This window comes from Streptomyces krungchingensis, from assembly GCF_054729265.1.
The window spans coordinates 6,676,640-6,690,662 of sequence record NZ_JBPUKY010000001.1 but is presented as its reverse complement, the minus strand read 5'-3'; the positions used below and the strand labels follow the sequence as shown (position 1 = coordinate 6,690,662).

Sequence of the window (14,023 nt, the reverse complement as noted above, 5' to 3'; positions counted from 1 at the left end):
GGACGTGCGGCGCCGGGCGCCTGTGCCCGGCGCCGGGCCGATTTCCGGCGTCGGCATCCCCGTCGGCGCCGGACCGGTGCCGGGACCGGACAGGGTCCAGATGTGGACGAACTCGGTCCACATGTTGCCGACATTCCGTCGGCGGCGTTGACTGCTGGGGTGAGCGAAGCGACCTGACGACTCTTTTCCGACGGGAGGACGCTCGTGACGCAGGCACCCCAGAAGGCTCCGTACACCACGAACAACGTCGGGAATCCGGTGGAGAGCGACGAGCACTCGCTCACCGTCGGCCCCGACGGACCGATCCTGCTCCAGGACCACTACCTGATCGAGAAGATGGCCCAGTTCAACCGGGAACGGGTCCCCGAGCGGGTGGTGCACGCCAAGGGCAGTGGAGCGTACGGATTCTTCGAAGTCACCAACGACGTCAGTCAGTTCACCAAGGCGGATCTCTTCCAGCCGGGCAAGCGCACCGAGATGCTGGCACGGTTCTCCACCGTCGCCGGCGAGCAGGGATCGCCGGACACCTGGCGCGACCCCCGCGGCTTCGCGCTCAAGTTCTACACGGAGCTCGGCAATTACGACCTGGTGGGCAACAACACTCCGGTCTTCTTCGTCCGTGACACGATCAAGTTCCAGGACTTCATCCGCTCGCAGAAGCGCCACCCGGCGACCGGGCTGCGCAGCAACGACATGCAGTGGGACTTCTGGACGCTCTCGCCCGAGTCGGCGCACCAGGTCACCTGGCTGATGGGCGACCGCGGCATCCCCAAGACGTACCGCCACATGAACGGCTACTCGTCCCACACCTACATGTGGATCAACGGTGCCGGTGAGCGGTTCTGGGTGAAGTACCACTTCAAGACCGACCAGGGCATCGACTTCCTCACCCAGGCGGAGGCCGACGAGCTGGCCGGCACGGACGCCGACGTGCACCGCCGGGACCTGTACGAGTCGATCGAGTCGGGGAACGCTCCGAGCTGGACGCTGAAGGTCCAGATCATGCCGTTCGACGACGCGGCGGACTACCGCTTCAATCCGTTCGACCTGACGAAGGTCTGGCCGCACGGGGACTACCCGCTCATCGACGTCGGCCGGATGACCCTGCACAGGAATCCCGAGGACTACTTCATCCACATCGAGCAGGCCGCCTTCGAGCCCTCGAACCTGGTCCCGGGCATCGGCCCCTCGCCGGACAAGATGCTGCTGGGCCGGCTCTTCTCGTACCCGGACACGCACCGGTACCGGATCGGCCCCAACTACAGCCAGCTGCCGCCCAACCGGCCGCACTCCCCGGTCAACTCGTACGCCAAGGACGGCCCGATGCGCTACGAGCCGTCGAACGCCGCCCGGCCGTACGCGCCCAACTCGTACGGCGGACCCGACGCCGACTACGGGCAGTTCGGGGATCCGGCGAGCTGGGAGACCGCGGGCGAGCTGGTGCGCGAGGCGTACCGGCTGCACAGCGAGGACGACGACTGGGGGCAGCCCGGCACGCTGGTCCGCCAGGTGCTCGACGACGCGGCCCGTGACCGGCTGGTGTCGAACGTCACCGGGCATCTGAAGGCCGACGTGTCGCGGCCGGTCCTGGACCGCGCGCTCCAGTACTGGCGCAACATCGACAAGGAGATCGGCGACCGGATCGCGCACCAGGTCAACGGAGGCTGACCCGGTCCCGTCCGGACGACCCCGGCGCCCCGCCCCTGCACACCGCGGAGGGCGGGGCGTCGTCGTCGCAGATCATTTTCAGCCGCCGTGGTGGCGAAGGCCGCGCCGTCGTCCGCGAACCCGGATACGGTTCCGGAACACCGGAAGGGCCGGATCGGGCGGGCCCGTGCGGCGGCGAGAGGCGGGGACGGCACTGTGGACGGCATCGCATGGATCCGGGAGACCTACGACGCCTACTGCGTCACCTTCGCCAAAGGCCTGAGCGCGGAGGAACTGGTCCGCCGGATGGGCGGGGCCCCCGGGCGGATCATGCCTTCCCTGTCCGCCGAGGACGCGCTGGAGCTCGCCGGCGACAAGGGCCCGGTCGCCCGGCTGGGCACGAGCAACGGCTGGGCCTTCGCCCTGGAACCCGCGAGCGCCGAGGGCACCGACCGGCGCCTGCTGCGGCGCGTCTCCGAGGGCACCGAGGCGGTCATGCTGCTGGACAGCGGGATGCCGCCGTACTGGTTCGTCCACGCCCGCGACGGCGAGATCGCGGCGGACTTCGAACCGGGCGTGGAGGCCGAGCAGATCGGCGGCAGCGACCCGTCGTTCCTCGTCCCGGCCATGCAGAGCGCGGGCATGCTGCTGCCGGACGGCACGGCGGACCCGGAGGACTGGGAGCCCGAGCAGCGGATCCTCACCGTGGCGGAACGGGTCTTCGCGCTGGACCTCCCCCGCACGGCACTCGAGGCCGGAACGCTGCCGGCGGTTCTTCTGTCCTGAGGGCTGTCCCGGACGCGCCGGACGCGCCGGATGCACCGGCGCGGCGCGTTCCGTCGCGCCGGGCCGTCCGTCCCACCTGGCCGTCCGTCCCGCGGGGCCGTCCGTCCTGGCGGGTCGGCGCGGAGACCGGAGCCCGGCCGGCCGGCATGACGCCGATCGGCCGGGCTCCTGTGGGCCGGGCGGTCGCGGGCACGGCTCCGGCCGTGCCCGCGGGACCTGACGGTCCGCTGCCCTACCGGGTACGGACCACACAGATCTGCGAGAGATCCGTGCACCCCTCGAAGCCCGGCACGCTCACATAGAACGCGTCCTTGTCGAGCATCCGGTTGTTCGGCACGAAGAACAGGCCGATCCGGTTGGCCGCTCCCGAGTTCTCGTCGCCCGGAATGCTGGCCCGGCCGCAGATCTCGTTCCAGGTGTTCACCCGGGCGTAGCGCGGGTCCTCCAGCAGGGTCCAGCCGGTGCTGAGCGGCTTGGCGTACAGCTGGGTGCACTCCTTGCCGTTGCTCACCGCCTGCGGGGGCATGCCACCGCTCTGGTAGGTCGCCGCGAACGGGTACTCGTCACAGCTCGACGTGCTGTTCGGCGGCTTCGAGTCGGGGTGGCCGACGAACTTGTCGGGTCCGCTCGTCGGACAGATCACCTTGCGGTTCGCCTTCTGGCGGTCGGTGCTCGCCAGGTAGTTCAGCGGCGAACTGTGATCGCGGCTGCCCGGGTGGTACGGCAGCTTCTGCATGAGGATCCAGTAGAACGCCGCCGCCGAGGGGTTCGCCTCGGTGTTGACGACGTACGTCGGGATGTAGTCGGGGAAGACGCATCCCACCGTGCTCTTGCCCTTGGCCTCACGGTCGCAGCGGATGCCGAGCTTCCCGCTCGGCGGCTGGTAGTCCGCACCGCCGTTCGGGGCGCCGCCCATGGTCGAGGAGAGGATCCAGTTCAGGTGGACGGTCTCGTTGCCCGCCGTGCCCGACCAGGTGTGGTCGATCCGGCCGACCGCCTCGTGCTTGTCGAGGCCCGACCACTCCGGCAGGCCGGACCAGGTGATCCCGGCCGACGAGCAGTTGGACTGGCAGAAGGACTGCACGTTGATCGTGACGGGCGGAACCTTCGGGTCGACCGTCGTCGGCTGGACCGACACGGTCTGCTGGATCGTGGGGCTGTCGAGGTTCAGGTCGATCTCGTGCTTGTACGCGTAGATGTTCTGCGCGATGGGCGTGCCGTTCTCGTACAGCGTGGCCGAGAAGCTGTCCTGGAGACACGCTCTGGTGCGTGTGTAGAACATGTCGGCGCCGCTCTTGGAGCAGAACGCGGTGCCCGCCGCGGCCGCGGCCCCCTTGCGCTGCGCCGTCTTCCCGGCCGGCTTCCCTCGGAACTCCAGACAGACCTCGGAGTCCTTCTTGCCCTTGACGGCACGGCAGTCGAAGGCACGCGGGTGTTCGTCGGCGGTCGCCCCCGCGCGGGAGGACTGCACACCGGGCCGCGGGAAGACGTGTCCGGGCAGGGTGGTGACGGGCTCCACCGCGGGCGGCTCGGGAGCGCCGGGGTTCCACTCCGGCAGCCGCATGTCGGTGATCAGGTCGTAGCTGCCCGGCACGAAGGCCACCGCGTCGAAGGCGATGTCCTGGTCCCCGGTGCCGTCCGGGGTGATGGTGTCCAGCCGCACCGCGGCTGCGTTGTCGAAGCGGTACGCGCCGAGCGACACCCAGCGGTTGCCGTCTCCGGGCTGCTTGATCGTGCGGGTCTCGGTCCCGTACGCGGTGTCGATCTCGTACCGCGCGTAGTTGGTCTGCGCTCCGTGGTCGGGCAGATGCACCATGACCTTCGCCTGGCCCTTGAGCGTGTCCTTCAGCTTCCAGGTGCCGGTGATCTTCAGCCGCCGGCCCTTGGCGTCGTCCTGGCGGGTGTGGCCGAAGTAGAAGTGGCCGCCGAAGCCCGCGCCCAGCTGGTGGAGGTCGACCTTGGCGGGATAGACGGTCTCCACTCCGTTGTTGGCGAAGTTGAAGCTGAACGTCCCGGAGTTCGTCCAGGAGTTGGTGCAGCCGGGGCGGACGACCGGGGTGCCCGCCGGCACGTCGTCGACGACGATCGCGTTGCCCGGAAGGCCGCTGGTGCTGCACACGGGCGGGTACGCCGTGCCGTCGGCCTCCTCCGGCATGCTGTCACCGAAGCGGATGAACTCGTATCCGCACGTGTCGGCGCAGTCGCTCTTCCAGGTCACCGGCTTGTTCCACCAGCACTGGAAGTCGCTGCGTCCGCAAGGCCCGCTGCTCGCGGTGTCGTTGGAGGCGCCGTCGGAAATCCGGGCCGGGTCGCAGCTGTTGGAGGAGTTGCAGAACGCGTCCTCCGGTGCCTTGAGGTGGGCGCGGTTGTACAGGGCGCTGCCCTTGACCGTGACGGCCTCGGAGGTGCCGTTCCAGGTGGAGGGGCGGAAGGCCGGGACCATCACGCCCGGGGACTCCAGGAAGGACGGCGGGTGTGCGGCGAAGCCGAGGACCTTCTCCTGGTAGGGCCAGTTCTGCGGGCGGGCGGCGGCGCTGGCGTCCTCGCCGCCTGCGGCGTTCTCCATGAACGGCAGGCGTCCGGCGTCCCATTCGGGGTTGGCGGGGTTGTTCGCCCAGCCCAGGCCCCAGGGCGAGCCGTTGCCGGCGTTGGGGTGGAAGCCGGAGTTGTACGCCCACAGGGCGAAGTACCAGTTCTCGGGCCGTCCCGTGGTGCCGTGGTTGGCGATCATGCCGGCGGCGCGGGTCTCGTTCCACTTGGAGATGAGGGTCTGCAGGCCCGCGGAGATGTTCGCGGTGTAGTCCAGGGCGGCGGCCCGCTGCTTCTGGTAGTCCCAGGCGGCACCGCCGTGGCCGTCCTCGCGTCCGGCCATCCGCATGTGGTCGGTGATCTGCGTGATGCCGTAACCGCAGTCCGCCTTGGCGAAGTTGACGTCCCAGTCGTTGCTGGTGTCGCCGTCGTAGAGGTTGATGCCGTAGTAGTTGCCGATCAGCGGGCTGGCGGTGACGCCCGGCACGGCCGAGCGGGCGGCCTGCCACATGTTCGACTCCTGGGTGGTCACGCCGAGCATGACCTGCGCCATGGCGCGACCGCCGCCGTCCAGCGCCGGGTTCAGGAAGAGGGCCTGCGGCATGTAGGCGGGCATGCCGAGGTTCTTCCAGTTCGCCGCACGCGAGATGTGCGTGTTGAGCATGCCCTTGACGGCCTGGTCGACCGCCCACTCCACCTGGCGGGGCTTGGGCTGCATGGCCTGGTTGCGCGGGTCGTTGCGGGGCACGGAGCAGGTGCGCTCCGACTCCACCGGGTCGCTCGGGTCACCGGCGGCCGTCGCGGTCACCGACGCCTTGCCGCCGCCTCCGGAACCGGTCAGCAGACCCGGCGAGGCGTCACGGCCCTGGCCCGCGAAGGCCGACACCCGCCGGGCCGGGTCCACGGTGAAGGACGCCGCACGCCCCGTGGCGCGGGTGGTCAGGGACATCTTCACCGTACGCGCCTTGGCGGTCTCGCCGGGCAGCAGCAGCGTGCCCTTGCCGTCGGCCCATGTCGTGCGGGTCAGGACGGCCTCGCCGCGCGAGGAGACGGTGGCGTCCTTCGGCACCGACGCCAACCGCCGTACGGTGGACGGAAGTCGGTCGGCCGTCGGTCGCGTGCTGCCGGTCACGTACACGGTGCCGGCGCTCCGGGTCAGCCCCGTCTCGGTCGCGAGCCCCTTGGCCAGTACGGCAGCACGCGTACCGCGCGGGTCCGGGTGCGCCACGGCGTCGGCCGCGATGCGCTTCACCCGGGACGTGGCGCCACGCTTGTCGAGGAAGGCCAGCCCGCCGTCGCCGTCGGGCGTGAGCCGGTAGGGGACACCGTCGGTGCGGACGAGGGCCTTGCGCGTGCCACGGGCGTCGATCTTGACGACCTCCGCGCCGGAGGCCGCGAGGACAGAGCCGTGCGCGGCCGGGACGGCCGAGGTGACCTGTCCTGTCAGCGCGATCGGCTTGCCCACCCTGCCCGTCGACGCGTCCAGCCGGAACAGCCGGGTGCCGGGCAGGTCTTCGCCCCCGGACTGGGTCAGGACCACCGACTCCCCCGGCCCGCAGCCCGGGTTGTAGTACGACAGCGATGCCTTGAGCTTCAGCTTCGTCACCCGGCCGGAGGCCAGATCGACGACAGCGGTGAACCCGCCCCGGGCCATCAGCTGGGGTTTGTTGGTGAAAGTGCGGGGCGCGTAGACCACTACTGCCCGCTTGCCCGAACCGGTGACGCAGATGTTGCCGATCCAGGCGTCGGCGTCGAATCCCGGCTCGGAAAGCGACGCCGTGCTGTGCCAGGTGTAGCCGTCCTTCTTCCGGGCCGTGAGGATGTGGAATCCCTCCGCGTCACCCGATGTGGTCCACGCCAGGTCGCCCGAATTCTTCCAGGTCCTGCCCAGTACCGCGGCCCGCTCTGCCGCCGGCACCGCGTCGCGCCGTTTTTCGGCCGCCGTCTTCGTGGCGGGAGCCGCCGGTGCGGGCGGGGCGGCCCAGGCCACGGCCTGGGTCAGTCCCGCGAGCACCGCCCCGGCCGCCACGGCGGCCAGCGGTGCCCTCGTTCGTCTGTGGAATCTCAACGGTTCTCCTTCACAAATGGGCTCCCGCGATGCGGGAGTTCTGGAAGGGGAAAGGGCGCATGAAACGCAATCCGGGCACGCGTGACAGCCCGCGCACGGTCGTCGGAATTCGTGAATACAGGCCGTAAAGAGGCGCGGGCCACTGGTCAGTGTGGAGCGCGCGTTGCCACTTGGGTTCCCTCCCCGTTACCGGAAAGCATGATCCGCGCGCGCAGCCCGGGTCAACAAAATTCTCATCGAACTCTGAGCTTCCGGAACGTCTGGCCAATAATCGACCGTCGACATATCCGGTAAGTCCCGCCCGCGCACGAGGAAAAGGGCGTCCGGTGAATCACCGGGCGCCGTTTTCGCATGCTGCTGCACGGTGTCCTCGGCTTCGGCGCAGGCATCCGTGTCCGACCCGGCAGACCCCGGCCAAGGGCTGTCCCGTAATCCCTGGCGGGCACGCGACGACAGCTACAGCACCTCGCCGCGTTGTCGGATCGCCCGCATACGCCCAGTACGAGGACGACCGCCCCCTGCGTTCGGCGGGAGGACCCCCCACCGCCTCGCGATGCACCGCATCCGACGCCGCGCGCCGATCCACCAGGGATTGCGGGACAGCCCTCAGGCCGACTCGCGCACCACCAGTTCCGTCGGCAGCATCACCTGCTGCCGGGCCCCACCGTGCTGGGTGATCTCGGTGAGGATCCGGACCATCGTGCGGCCCAGTTCCTCCACCGGCTGGCGCACCGTGGTCAGGGGCGGGTGAGCATAGCGGGCGAGTGAGTCCTCGAATCCGACGACGGCGACGTCACCGGGTACCTGCCGCTGCCGGCGGCGCAGTTCTTCCAGGGCGCCGAGCGCCATGAGGTCGGAGGCGGCGAACACGGCGTCCAGGTCAGGGGCGCGTTCAAGAAGCGAAAACATCGCCCGGCGGCCGCTTTCCCAGCTGAAGTCGCCGGTCTCGACCAGGACTTCGCTTGCAGGTGCCCCCGCTTCGCGATGAGCGGTGCGCCAGCCCTCGAGCCGGCTGCGGCCGACGTCCATGTCCAGCGGGCCGGCGATCGTGGCGATCTTGGTGCGTCCGCTGCCCAGCAGGTGCCGCACGGCCTCCGCCGCCCCGCCGGCGTTGTCGGCGTGCACGTAGCTCAGCCGCTCGCCGACGTCGCGGCGGCCGGCCAGCACGGTGGGCAGACCCAGGTCCTCCAGCATCCCGGGCAGCGGATCGTCGGCGTGGACGGAGACCAGCAGGACGCCGTCCACGCGGCGTGCCGCCACCGACTCGGTGAGCTGCTCCCGCTCGGCCTAGTCGCGGACGAGCATCAACTGCAGCTGCGTCCGGCTGTCGGCGAGGGCTTCGCTGACGCCGCGGATCAGTGCCGCGAAGAACGGTTCCGAGCCGAGTCGGCTCGCCGATTCCGGGATGACCAGGGCCACCGCGTCGGTGCGACTGGTCACGAGACCGCGGGCGACCGTGTTGGGGACGTAGTTGAGTTCCTTGATCGCCGCCAGGACCCTGGCCCGGGCGTCGGCGCTGACCAGCTCCGAGCCGTTGACGACCCGGGACACCGTCGTCCTGCCCACACCCGCACGGGCGGCGACCGTCTTGATCGTCGGGCGGCGATTCCCAGCCATGCGCTCCCCTCCCGGCAGCCGCGGCAGTGTCTGCCGCGCTGATGACCTGCACCGATTCTTGCAGACGCCGCTGTCGCGCGGGCCCGGCGCCGTCCAGGAACGACGAACGCGATGGCCGGCCAATCTCCCTTCGTCGCGTTCAAGTCATTGACAGATCGGCTCGATGCGGTGAGTCTGCCATGCGTCGGTGGGAACGTACCCACCTTTTCTTCGGTCCGGGATGGGCACGTTCCCACCACCCCACCAGAGCCGCAGTAGTCGTCGCAAAGCGTGTCAATTCGACGCGTCCGCGTCGCCGCCTAGGAGGAGACCCATGAGCAGTCCCGGTTCGTTCGGCAGAAAGAGGCTGGCGTCAGCAGCTGCGGCCGTATGCGCGTTGGCGCTCGTCGCCGGCTGCGGCAGCAGTGACGGCTCGGTCACGGGCGGTGGCAAGAAGGACGGCAGGACCGTCATCACCATGGGCATGTTCGGGGTGATGGGCTTCAAGGAGTCGGGCCTTCTCGAGCAGTACGAGAAGGAGCACCCGGACGTCGAGATCAAGGCCGAGATAGCCGGCGACGAGCAGACCTACTACACCGCGCTGCAGACCCATCTCGCCGCGGGCAACGGCCTGAAGGACATCCAGGGCATCGAGATCGGCCGGGCCAAGGAGATCACCGAGACGCAGGCCGCCAACTTCGCCGACTTCTCCAAGACGCCGGGCACCGACCATTTCCTGCCCTGGAAGCAGTCCCAGATCACCACCGAGGACGGCAAGGTGCTGGGCCTCGGGACCGACGCCGGCCCGATGGCCGTGTGCTACCGCAAGGACTACTTCGCCCAGGCCGGCCTGCCCACCGACCGCGAGCAGGTCAGCAAGCTGTGGGCGGGCGACTGGAAGAAGTACGTCGAGGTCGGCCGCACCTTCAAGAAGGACTTCAAGGGCGGCCGCGTGTCGTACATGGACTCCTCCAGCGGCCTGTTCAACGCCATGGTCTACGGCTACCCGCAGCAGTACTACAGCGAGAACGGCGACCTGATCTACGACAAGAACCCGGTCGTCAAGCAGGCCTGGAACCTTGCCGCGGACGCCGCCGACGACGGGCTGAGCGCGAAGTTGCGCCAGTTCCAGCCCGGTTGGGACCCGGGACTGGCCAACGGCACCTTCGCCACCGCGGTCTGCCCGGCGTGGATGCTGAGCCACATCAGCGAGAAGGCCGGTGAGAAGAACAAGGGCAAGTGGGACGTCGCCAGGGCCCCCAAGGGGGCCAACTGGGGCGGTTCCTTCCTCGGCGTGATGGAGAAGAGTCCGGTGAAGGCGGAGGCCCAGAAGCTCGTCGCCTGGCTGACCGCTCCGGAGCAGCAGGCCTACATCTTCAAGAAGCTGGGCAACTTCCCCTCCTCTCGCCAGGCGCTGGACCAGGACGACGTCAAGAACGTCACCTCCGCGTACTTCAGCGACGCGCCGATCGGCCAGATCTTCGGTGCCGCCGCGCAGGAGATCCCCGACAAGCAGGTCCTCGGCCGCAAGGACGGCACGATCAAGGACACCTTCACCCAGGGCCTGGCCCTGGTCGAGCAGGGCCAGTCGCGGGACAAGGCGTGGAAGACCACCGCTGAGCGCATCGACAAGGCGGTCGGCTGACCCTCGGGCCTCCGACCCCCCGGGCGCGCCCGCACTCTGCCGGCGCGCCCGGGGCCCGGCTCAGACATCCGCTCTCAGGAAGGAAGTCCGGTGGCCACCTCCACCACCAACGCCCTGGCCGGCGAGGAGCGTTCAGGTCCGCCCACGAAGACCCCCGGCGGGGAGACGGGCCGGCGGCGCAGCGCGCTGCTGCACCGGCTCGACCTCAAGGGCGCGCCGTATGCGTTCGTCGCGCCGTTCTTCGTGGTCTTCGCCGCGTTCAGCTTCTACCCCCTCGTGTACACGGCGTGGATCTCGCTGCACCACGTGGAACTGGCCACCCTCGACTCCATGCAGTGGGTGGCGTTCGACAACTACGTCGACCTGTTCAAGGACTCACGGTTCTGGAACGCGCTGCAGAACACCATCACCATCGGCGTCATCTCCACGGTGCCGCAGCTGCTGATGGCGCTCGGAATGGCGCACCTGCTCAACTACCGGATGCGCGCCTCGCTGTTCTTCCGCGTCGCGTCACTGGTGCCCTACGCCACCTCGGTCGGCGCGGCCGCCCTCGTGTTCACCATGCTCTTCGAACGCGACTTCGGCATGATCAACTGGGTGCTCGGCTGGGTCGGCATCGACCCGCTGGACTGGGAGGCCGACAAGTGGCCCGCCCAGGTGGCCATTTCCACCATCGTGATCTGGCGATGGACCGGCTACAACGCGCTGCTGTACCTGGCGGCCATGCAGGCCATCCCTGCCGAGCGGTACGAGGCGGCGTCCCTCGACGGCGCCTCACGGTGGAAGCAGTTCACCCATGTCACCGTTCCCGGGATCCGCTCCACCGTCGTCTTCACCATCGTGCTCTCCACCATCGGCGCCACCCAGCTGTTCGGTGAGCCGCTGATCTTCGGCCAGGGGCCCAACGGGGTCACCGGCGGCGCGGACAACCAGTACCAGACGCTGGGTCTGCTGCTGTACGAGGAGGGCTGGAAGAACTACCAGATGGGCCGCGCGGCGACCGTCGCCTGGGCGATGTTCCTGCTGCTCATCCTCGTCTTCGCGGCGCAGCGCCTGATCCGCCGGCTGCGCCCCCGCACGCCCTGACCAGGAGCCGTCATGACCGTCAACTCCCTCCCGGTCCGCACGGACACCGCGGTCCGGACCCCCGCCCCGAAAGCCCCTCGCACCGGCCGTCGGCTGCTGCGCATACGCGCCGGCCGCCAGCACCACGCCGGCCCGCTCGCCTACGTCCTGCTCGCCGTCATGGCGATCGTGTCGGTCTTCCCGCTGTACTGGACGATGGTGGCGGCCTCCACGGACAACACCCGGGTCAGCCAGACGCCTCCGCCGTTCCTGCCCGGCCCCAACCTGTTCAGCAACCTCGCCCGCGCGTGGGACGAGGCGGCGATGGGGAAGGCCATGATCAACAGTCTGATCGTGGCCGGGGTCATCGCACTGTCCACGGTGCTGTTCGCGACGCTGGCGGGCTTCGCCTTCGCCAAACTGCGGTTCAAGGGACGCAACATCCTGCTGACGCTGGTGATCGGCACCATGATGGTGCCGCCGCAGCTCGGCGTCGTACCGCTCTTCATGATGATGTCCGAGCTCGGCTGGTCGCAGCAGCTGCCGGCCGTCATCTTCCCCACGCTGGTGAGCGCGGTCGGGGTGTTCTTCATGCGGCAGTACCTCTCGGAGGCGCTGCCGGACGAGCTCGTCGAGGCGGGACGCGTGGACGGCGCGCACTCGCTGCGGATCTTCTGGAGCATCGTGCTTCCGGTCGCACGGCCCGCGATGGCGGTCCTGTTCATGATCACGTTCGTGCACGCGTGGAACGACTTCTTCTGGCCCTTCGTGGTGCTCGACATGACGAACCCGACCGTCCCGGTCGCGCTCACCCAGCTCAGCGCCGGCTATGTCCGCGACCAGTCACTGATCATGGCGGGTGCCCTGCTGGGCACCCTGCCGCTGCTGGCGATGTTCATCGTCTTCGGCCGCCAGATCGTCAGCGGGATCATGGCCGGCGCCGTCAAGGGCTGACGTCGGCCGGCCTTCCGCACCGGCCCGGCGCCCGGTCACCGGGCCGCCCCCCCTTTCGTATCCCTGTTTCTTCGCACCCCCCGCGACACACCCCTTGAGAGGATCTACGTGGTCACCGCAGCACGACATGGCGGATCTGCCCCGGACGCGGCCCGAACCTTCCCCGACGGCTTCCTGTGGGGCTCCGCGACCGCCTCGTACCAGATCGAGGGCGCAACCGCCGAAGATGGCCGCACCCCCTCCATCTGGGACGTCTACGCCCGCACCCCCGGCCGCGTCCGCAACGGCGACACCGGCGACGTCGCCACGGACCACTACCACCGCTGGCGCGAGGACGTCGCGCTCCTGGCCGACCTCGGCCTCGGCGCCTACCGCTTCTCCCTCGCCTGGCCCCGGATCCAGCCCACCGGCCGCGGCCCCGCCGTCCAGAAGGGCCTGGACTTCTACCGTCGTCTGGTCGACGACCTGCTGGCCAAGGGCATCACGCCCGTGGCCACGCTCTACCACTGGGACCTGCCGCAGGAGTTGGAGGACGCGGGAGGCTGGCCCGAGCGTGTCACGGCCGAGCGGTTCGCCGAGTACGCGGGCATCGCCGCGGACGCCCTCGGCGACCGGGTGAAGACCTGGACCACGCTCAACGAGCCCTGGTGCAGCGCCTTCCTCGGCTACGGCTCCGGGGTCCACGCCCCCGGCCGCACCGACCCGGTCGCCGCCCTGCGCGCCGCCCACCACCTCAATCTGGGACACGGACTGGCCGTGCAGGCACTGCGCGGCGCGCTTCCCGCCGACGCCCAGTGCTCGGTCACGCTGAACTTCCACGAGGTGCGCCCACTGACCGGCAGCGACGCCGACACCGACGCCGCCCGCCGGATCGACGCGCTCGCCAACCGGGTCTTCACCGGCCCGATGCTGCAGGGCGCCTATCCGGAGGACCTCCTCAAGGACACGGCGGCCCTGACGGACTGGTCCTTCGTACGCGACGGCGACCTCCGGCAGGTCAACCAGCCGCTGGACTTCCTCGGCATCAACTACTACACGCCCACGCTGGTTTCGGAGGCCGACGGCAGCGGCACGCACAACGCGGACGGACACGGCAGGAGCACGCACAGCCCCTGGCCCGGAGCGGACCTGGTCGCCTTCCACCAGCCTCCCGGCGACACCACCGCCATGGGCTGGGCCGTCGACCCCACCGGCCTGTACGACCTGCTGCGCCGGGTGTCATCCGAATTCCCCGCCCTGCCGCTGGTCATCACGGAGAACGGGGCGGCCTTCGACGACTACGCCGACCCCTCCGGCAAGGTCAACGACCCCGACCGGATCGCCTACGTGCGCGGCCACCTGGCCGCCGTGCACCAGGCCATCACCGACGGCGCGGACGTACGCGGCTACTTCCTGTGGTCGCTGCTGGACAACTTCGAGTGGGGGTACGGCTACAGCAAGCGCTTCGGCGCCGTCTACGTCGACTACCCGACGGGCACCCGCATCCCCAAGGCCAGTGCCCGCTGGTACTCCGAGGTGGCCCGCACCGGCGTCCTGCCCGGCGCCTGACCGGACCGGGTGGCGGCACCACCCTGCCCGCCCCGCACGGTGCCGCCACCGCGGATCCTGTCCCCGGCCCGTTTCCCACGGGCCGGGGACAGGATCAACTCACCGTCCCGGCAGGGAGATCGGCTCTCCGGGCGGCGGCGGCCGGGGCCTCCCCCGGCTGCGGGCACCCGGTGGATCACCGGGTG

The 14,023-nt window shown here is 69.8% G+C and carries 7 protein-coding genes and 1 pseudogene; 6 read left to right on the top strand and 2 right to left on the bottom strand.

What is annotated here, in order from left to right:
* The first annotated feature begins 204 nt into the window (after window positions 1-204).
* Together ACSYGO_RS29505 and ACSYGO_RS29500 are read left to right on the top strand one after the other, a co-directional pair.
* A complete protein-coding gene (locus ACSYGO_RS29505; RefSeq protein ID WP_435222368.1) occupies window positions 205-1,668 on the top strand; it encodes a catalase in 1,464 nt (487 codons plus the stop codon).
* A 195-nt stretch (window positions 1,669-1,863) separates the two neighbouring features.
* A complete protein-coding gene (locus tag ACSYGO_RS29500) occupies window positions 1,864-2,433 on the top strand; it encodes a DUF6461 domain-containing protein (RefSeq protein WP_460388261.1) in 570 nt (189 codons plus the stop codon).
* Window positions 2,434-2,665: 232 nt separating this feature from the next.
* Here the strand turns inward: ACSYGO_RS29500 and ACSYGO_RS29495 are convergent, their stop codons facing one another.
* The gene (locus ACSYGO_RS29495) at window positions 2,666-7,030 is read right to left on the bottom strand and encodes a golvesin C-terminal-like domain-containing protein (protein ID WP_460388260.1); all 4,365 of its coding nucleotides are present in this window, start codon (window positions 7,028-7,030) and stop codon (window positions 2,666-2,668) included.
* 606 nt (window positions 7,031-7,636) lie between these two features.
* Window positions 7,637-8,647 (bottom strand): annotated as a pseudogene (locus tag ACSYGO_RS29490) (LacI family DNA-binding transcriptional regulator).
* A gap of 313 nt (window positions 8,648-8,960) precedes the next feature.
* Here ACSYGO_RS29490 and ACSYGO_RS29485 point away from each other — a divergent pair.
* The 4 genes from ACSYGO_RS29485 (at window position 8,961) to ACSYGO_RS29470 (ending at window position 13,838) form a co-directional block, all read left to right on the top strand.
* Window positions 8,961-10,271, top strand: a complete 1,311-nt coding sequence (locus ACSYGO_RS29485; protein ID WP_432173836.1) for an ABC transporter substrate-binding protein — start codon at window positions 8,961-8,963, stop codon at window positions 10,269-10,271.
* 90 nt (window positions 10,272-10,361) lie between these two features.
* Window positions 10,362-11,357, top strand: a complete 996-nt coding sequence (locus ACSYGO_RS29480; RefSeq protein ID WP_435222363.1) for a carbohydrate ABC transporter permease — start codon at window positions 10,362-10,364, stop codon at window positions 11,355-11,357.
* Window positions 11,358-11,369: 12 nt separating this feature from the next.
* Window positions 11,370-12,290, top strand: coding sequence for a carbohydrate ABC transporter permease (locus ACSYGO_RS29475; protein ID WP_460388257.1), 921 nt, complete (start codon window positions 11,370-11,372; stop codon window positions 12,288-12,290).
* A 108-nt stretch (window positions 12,291-12,398) separates the two neighbouring features.
* Window positions 12,399-13,838, top strand: a complete 1,440-nt coding sequence (locus ACSYGO_RS29470) for a GH1 family beta-glucosidase (RefSeq protein ID WP_426680123.1) — start codon at window positions 12,399-12,401, stop codon at window positions 13,836-13,838.
* Window positions 13,839-14,023: the final 185 nt, after the last annotated feature.

Excerpts from the sequence above, each read along its gene's own strand:
- ACSYGO_RS29485 (WP_432173836.1), top strand. The coding sequence starts at position 8,961 with ATGAGCAGTCCCGGTTCGTTCGGCAGAAAGAGGCTGGCGTCAGCAGCT.
- ACSYGO_RS29475 (WP_460388257.1), top strand. The coding sequence starts at position 11,370 with ATGACCGTCAACTCCCTCCCGGTCCGCACGGACACCGCGGTCCGGACC.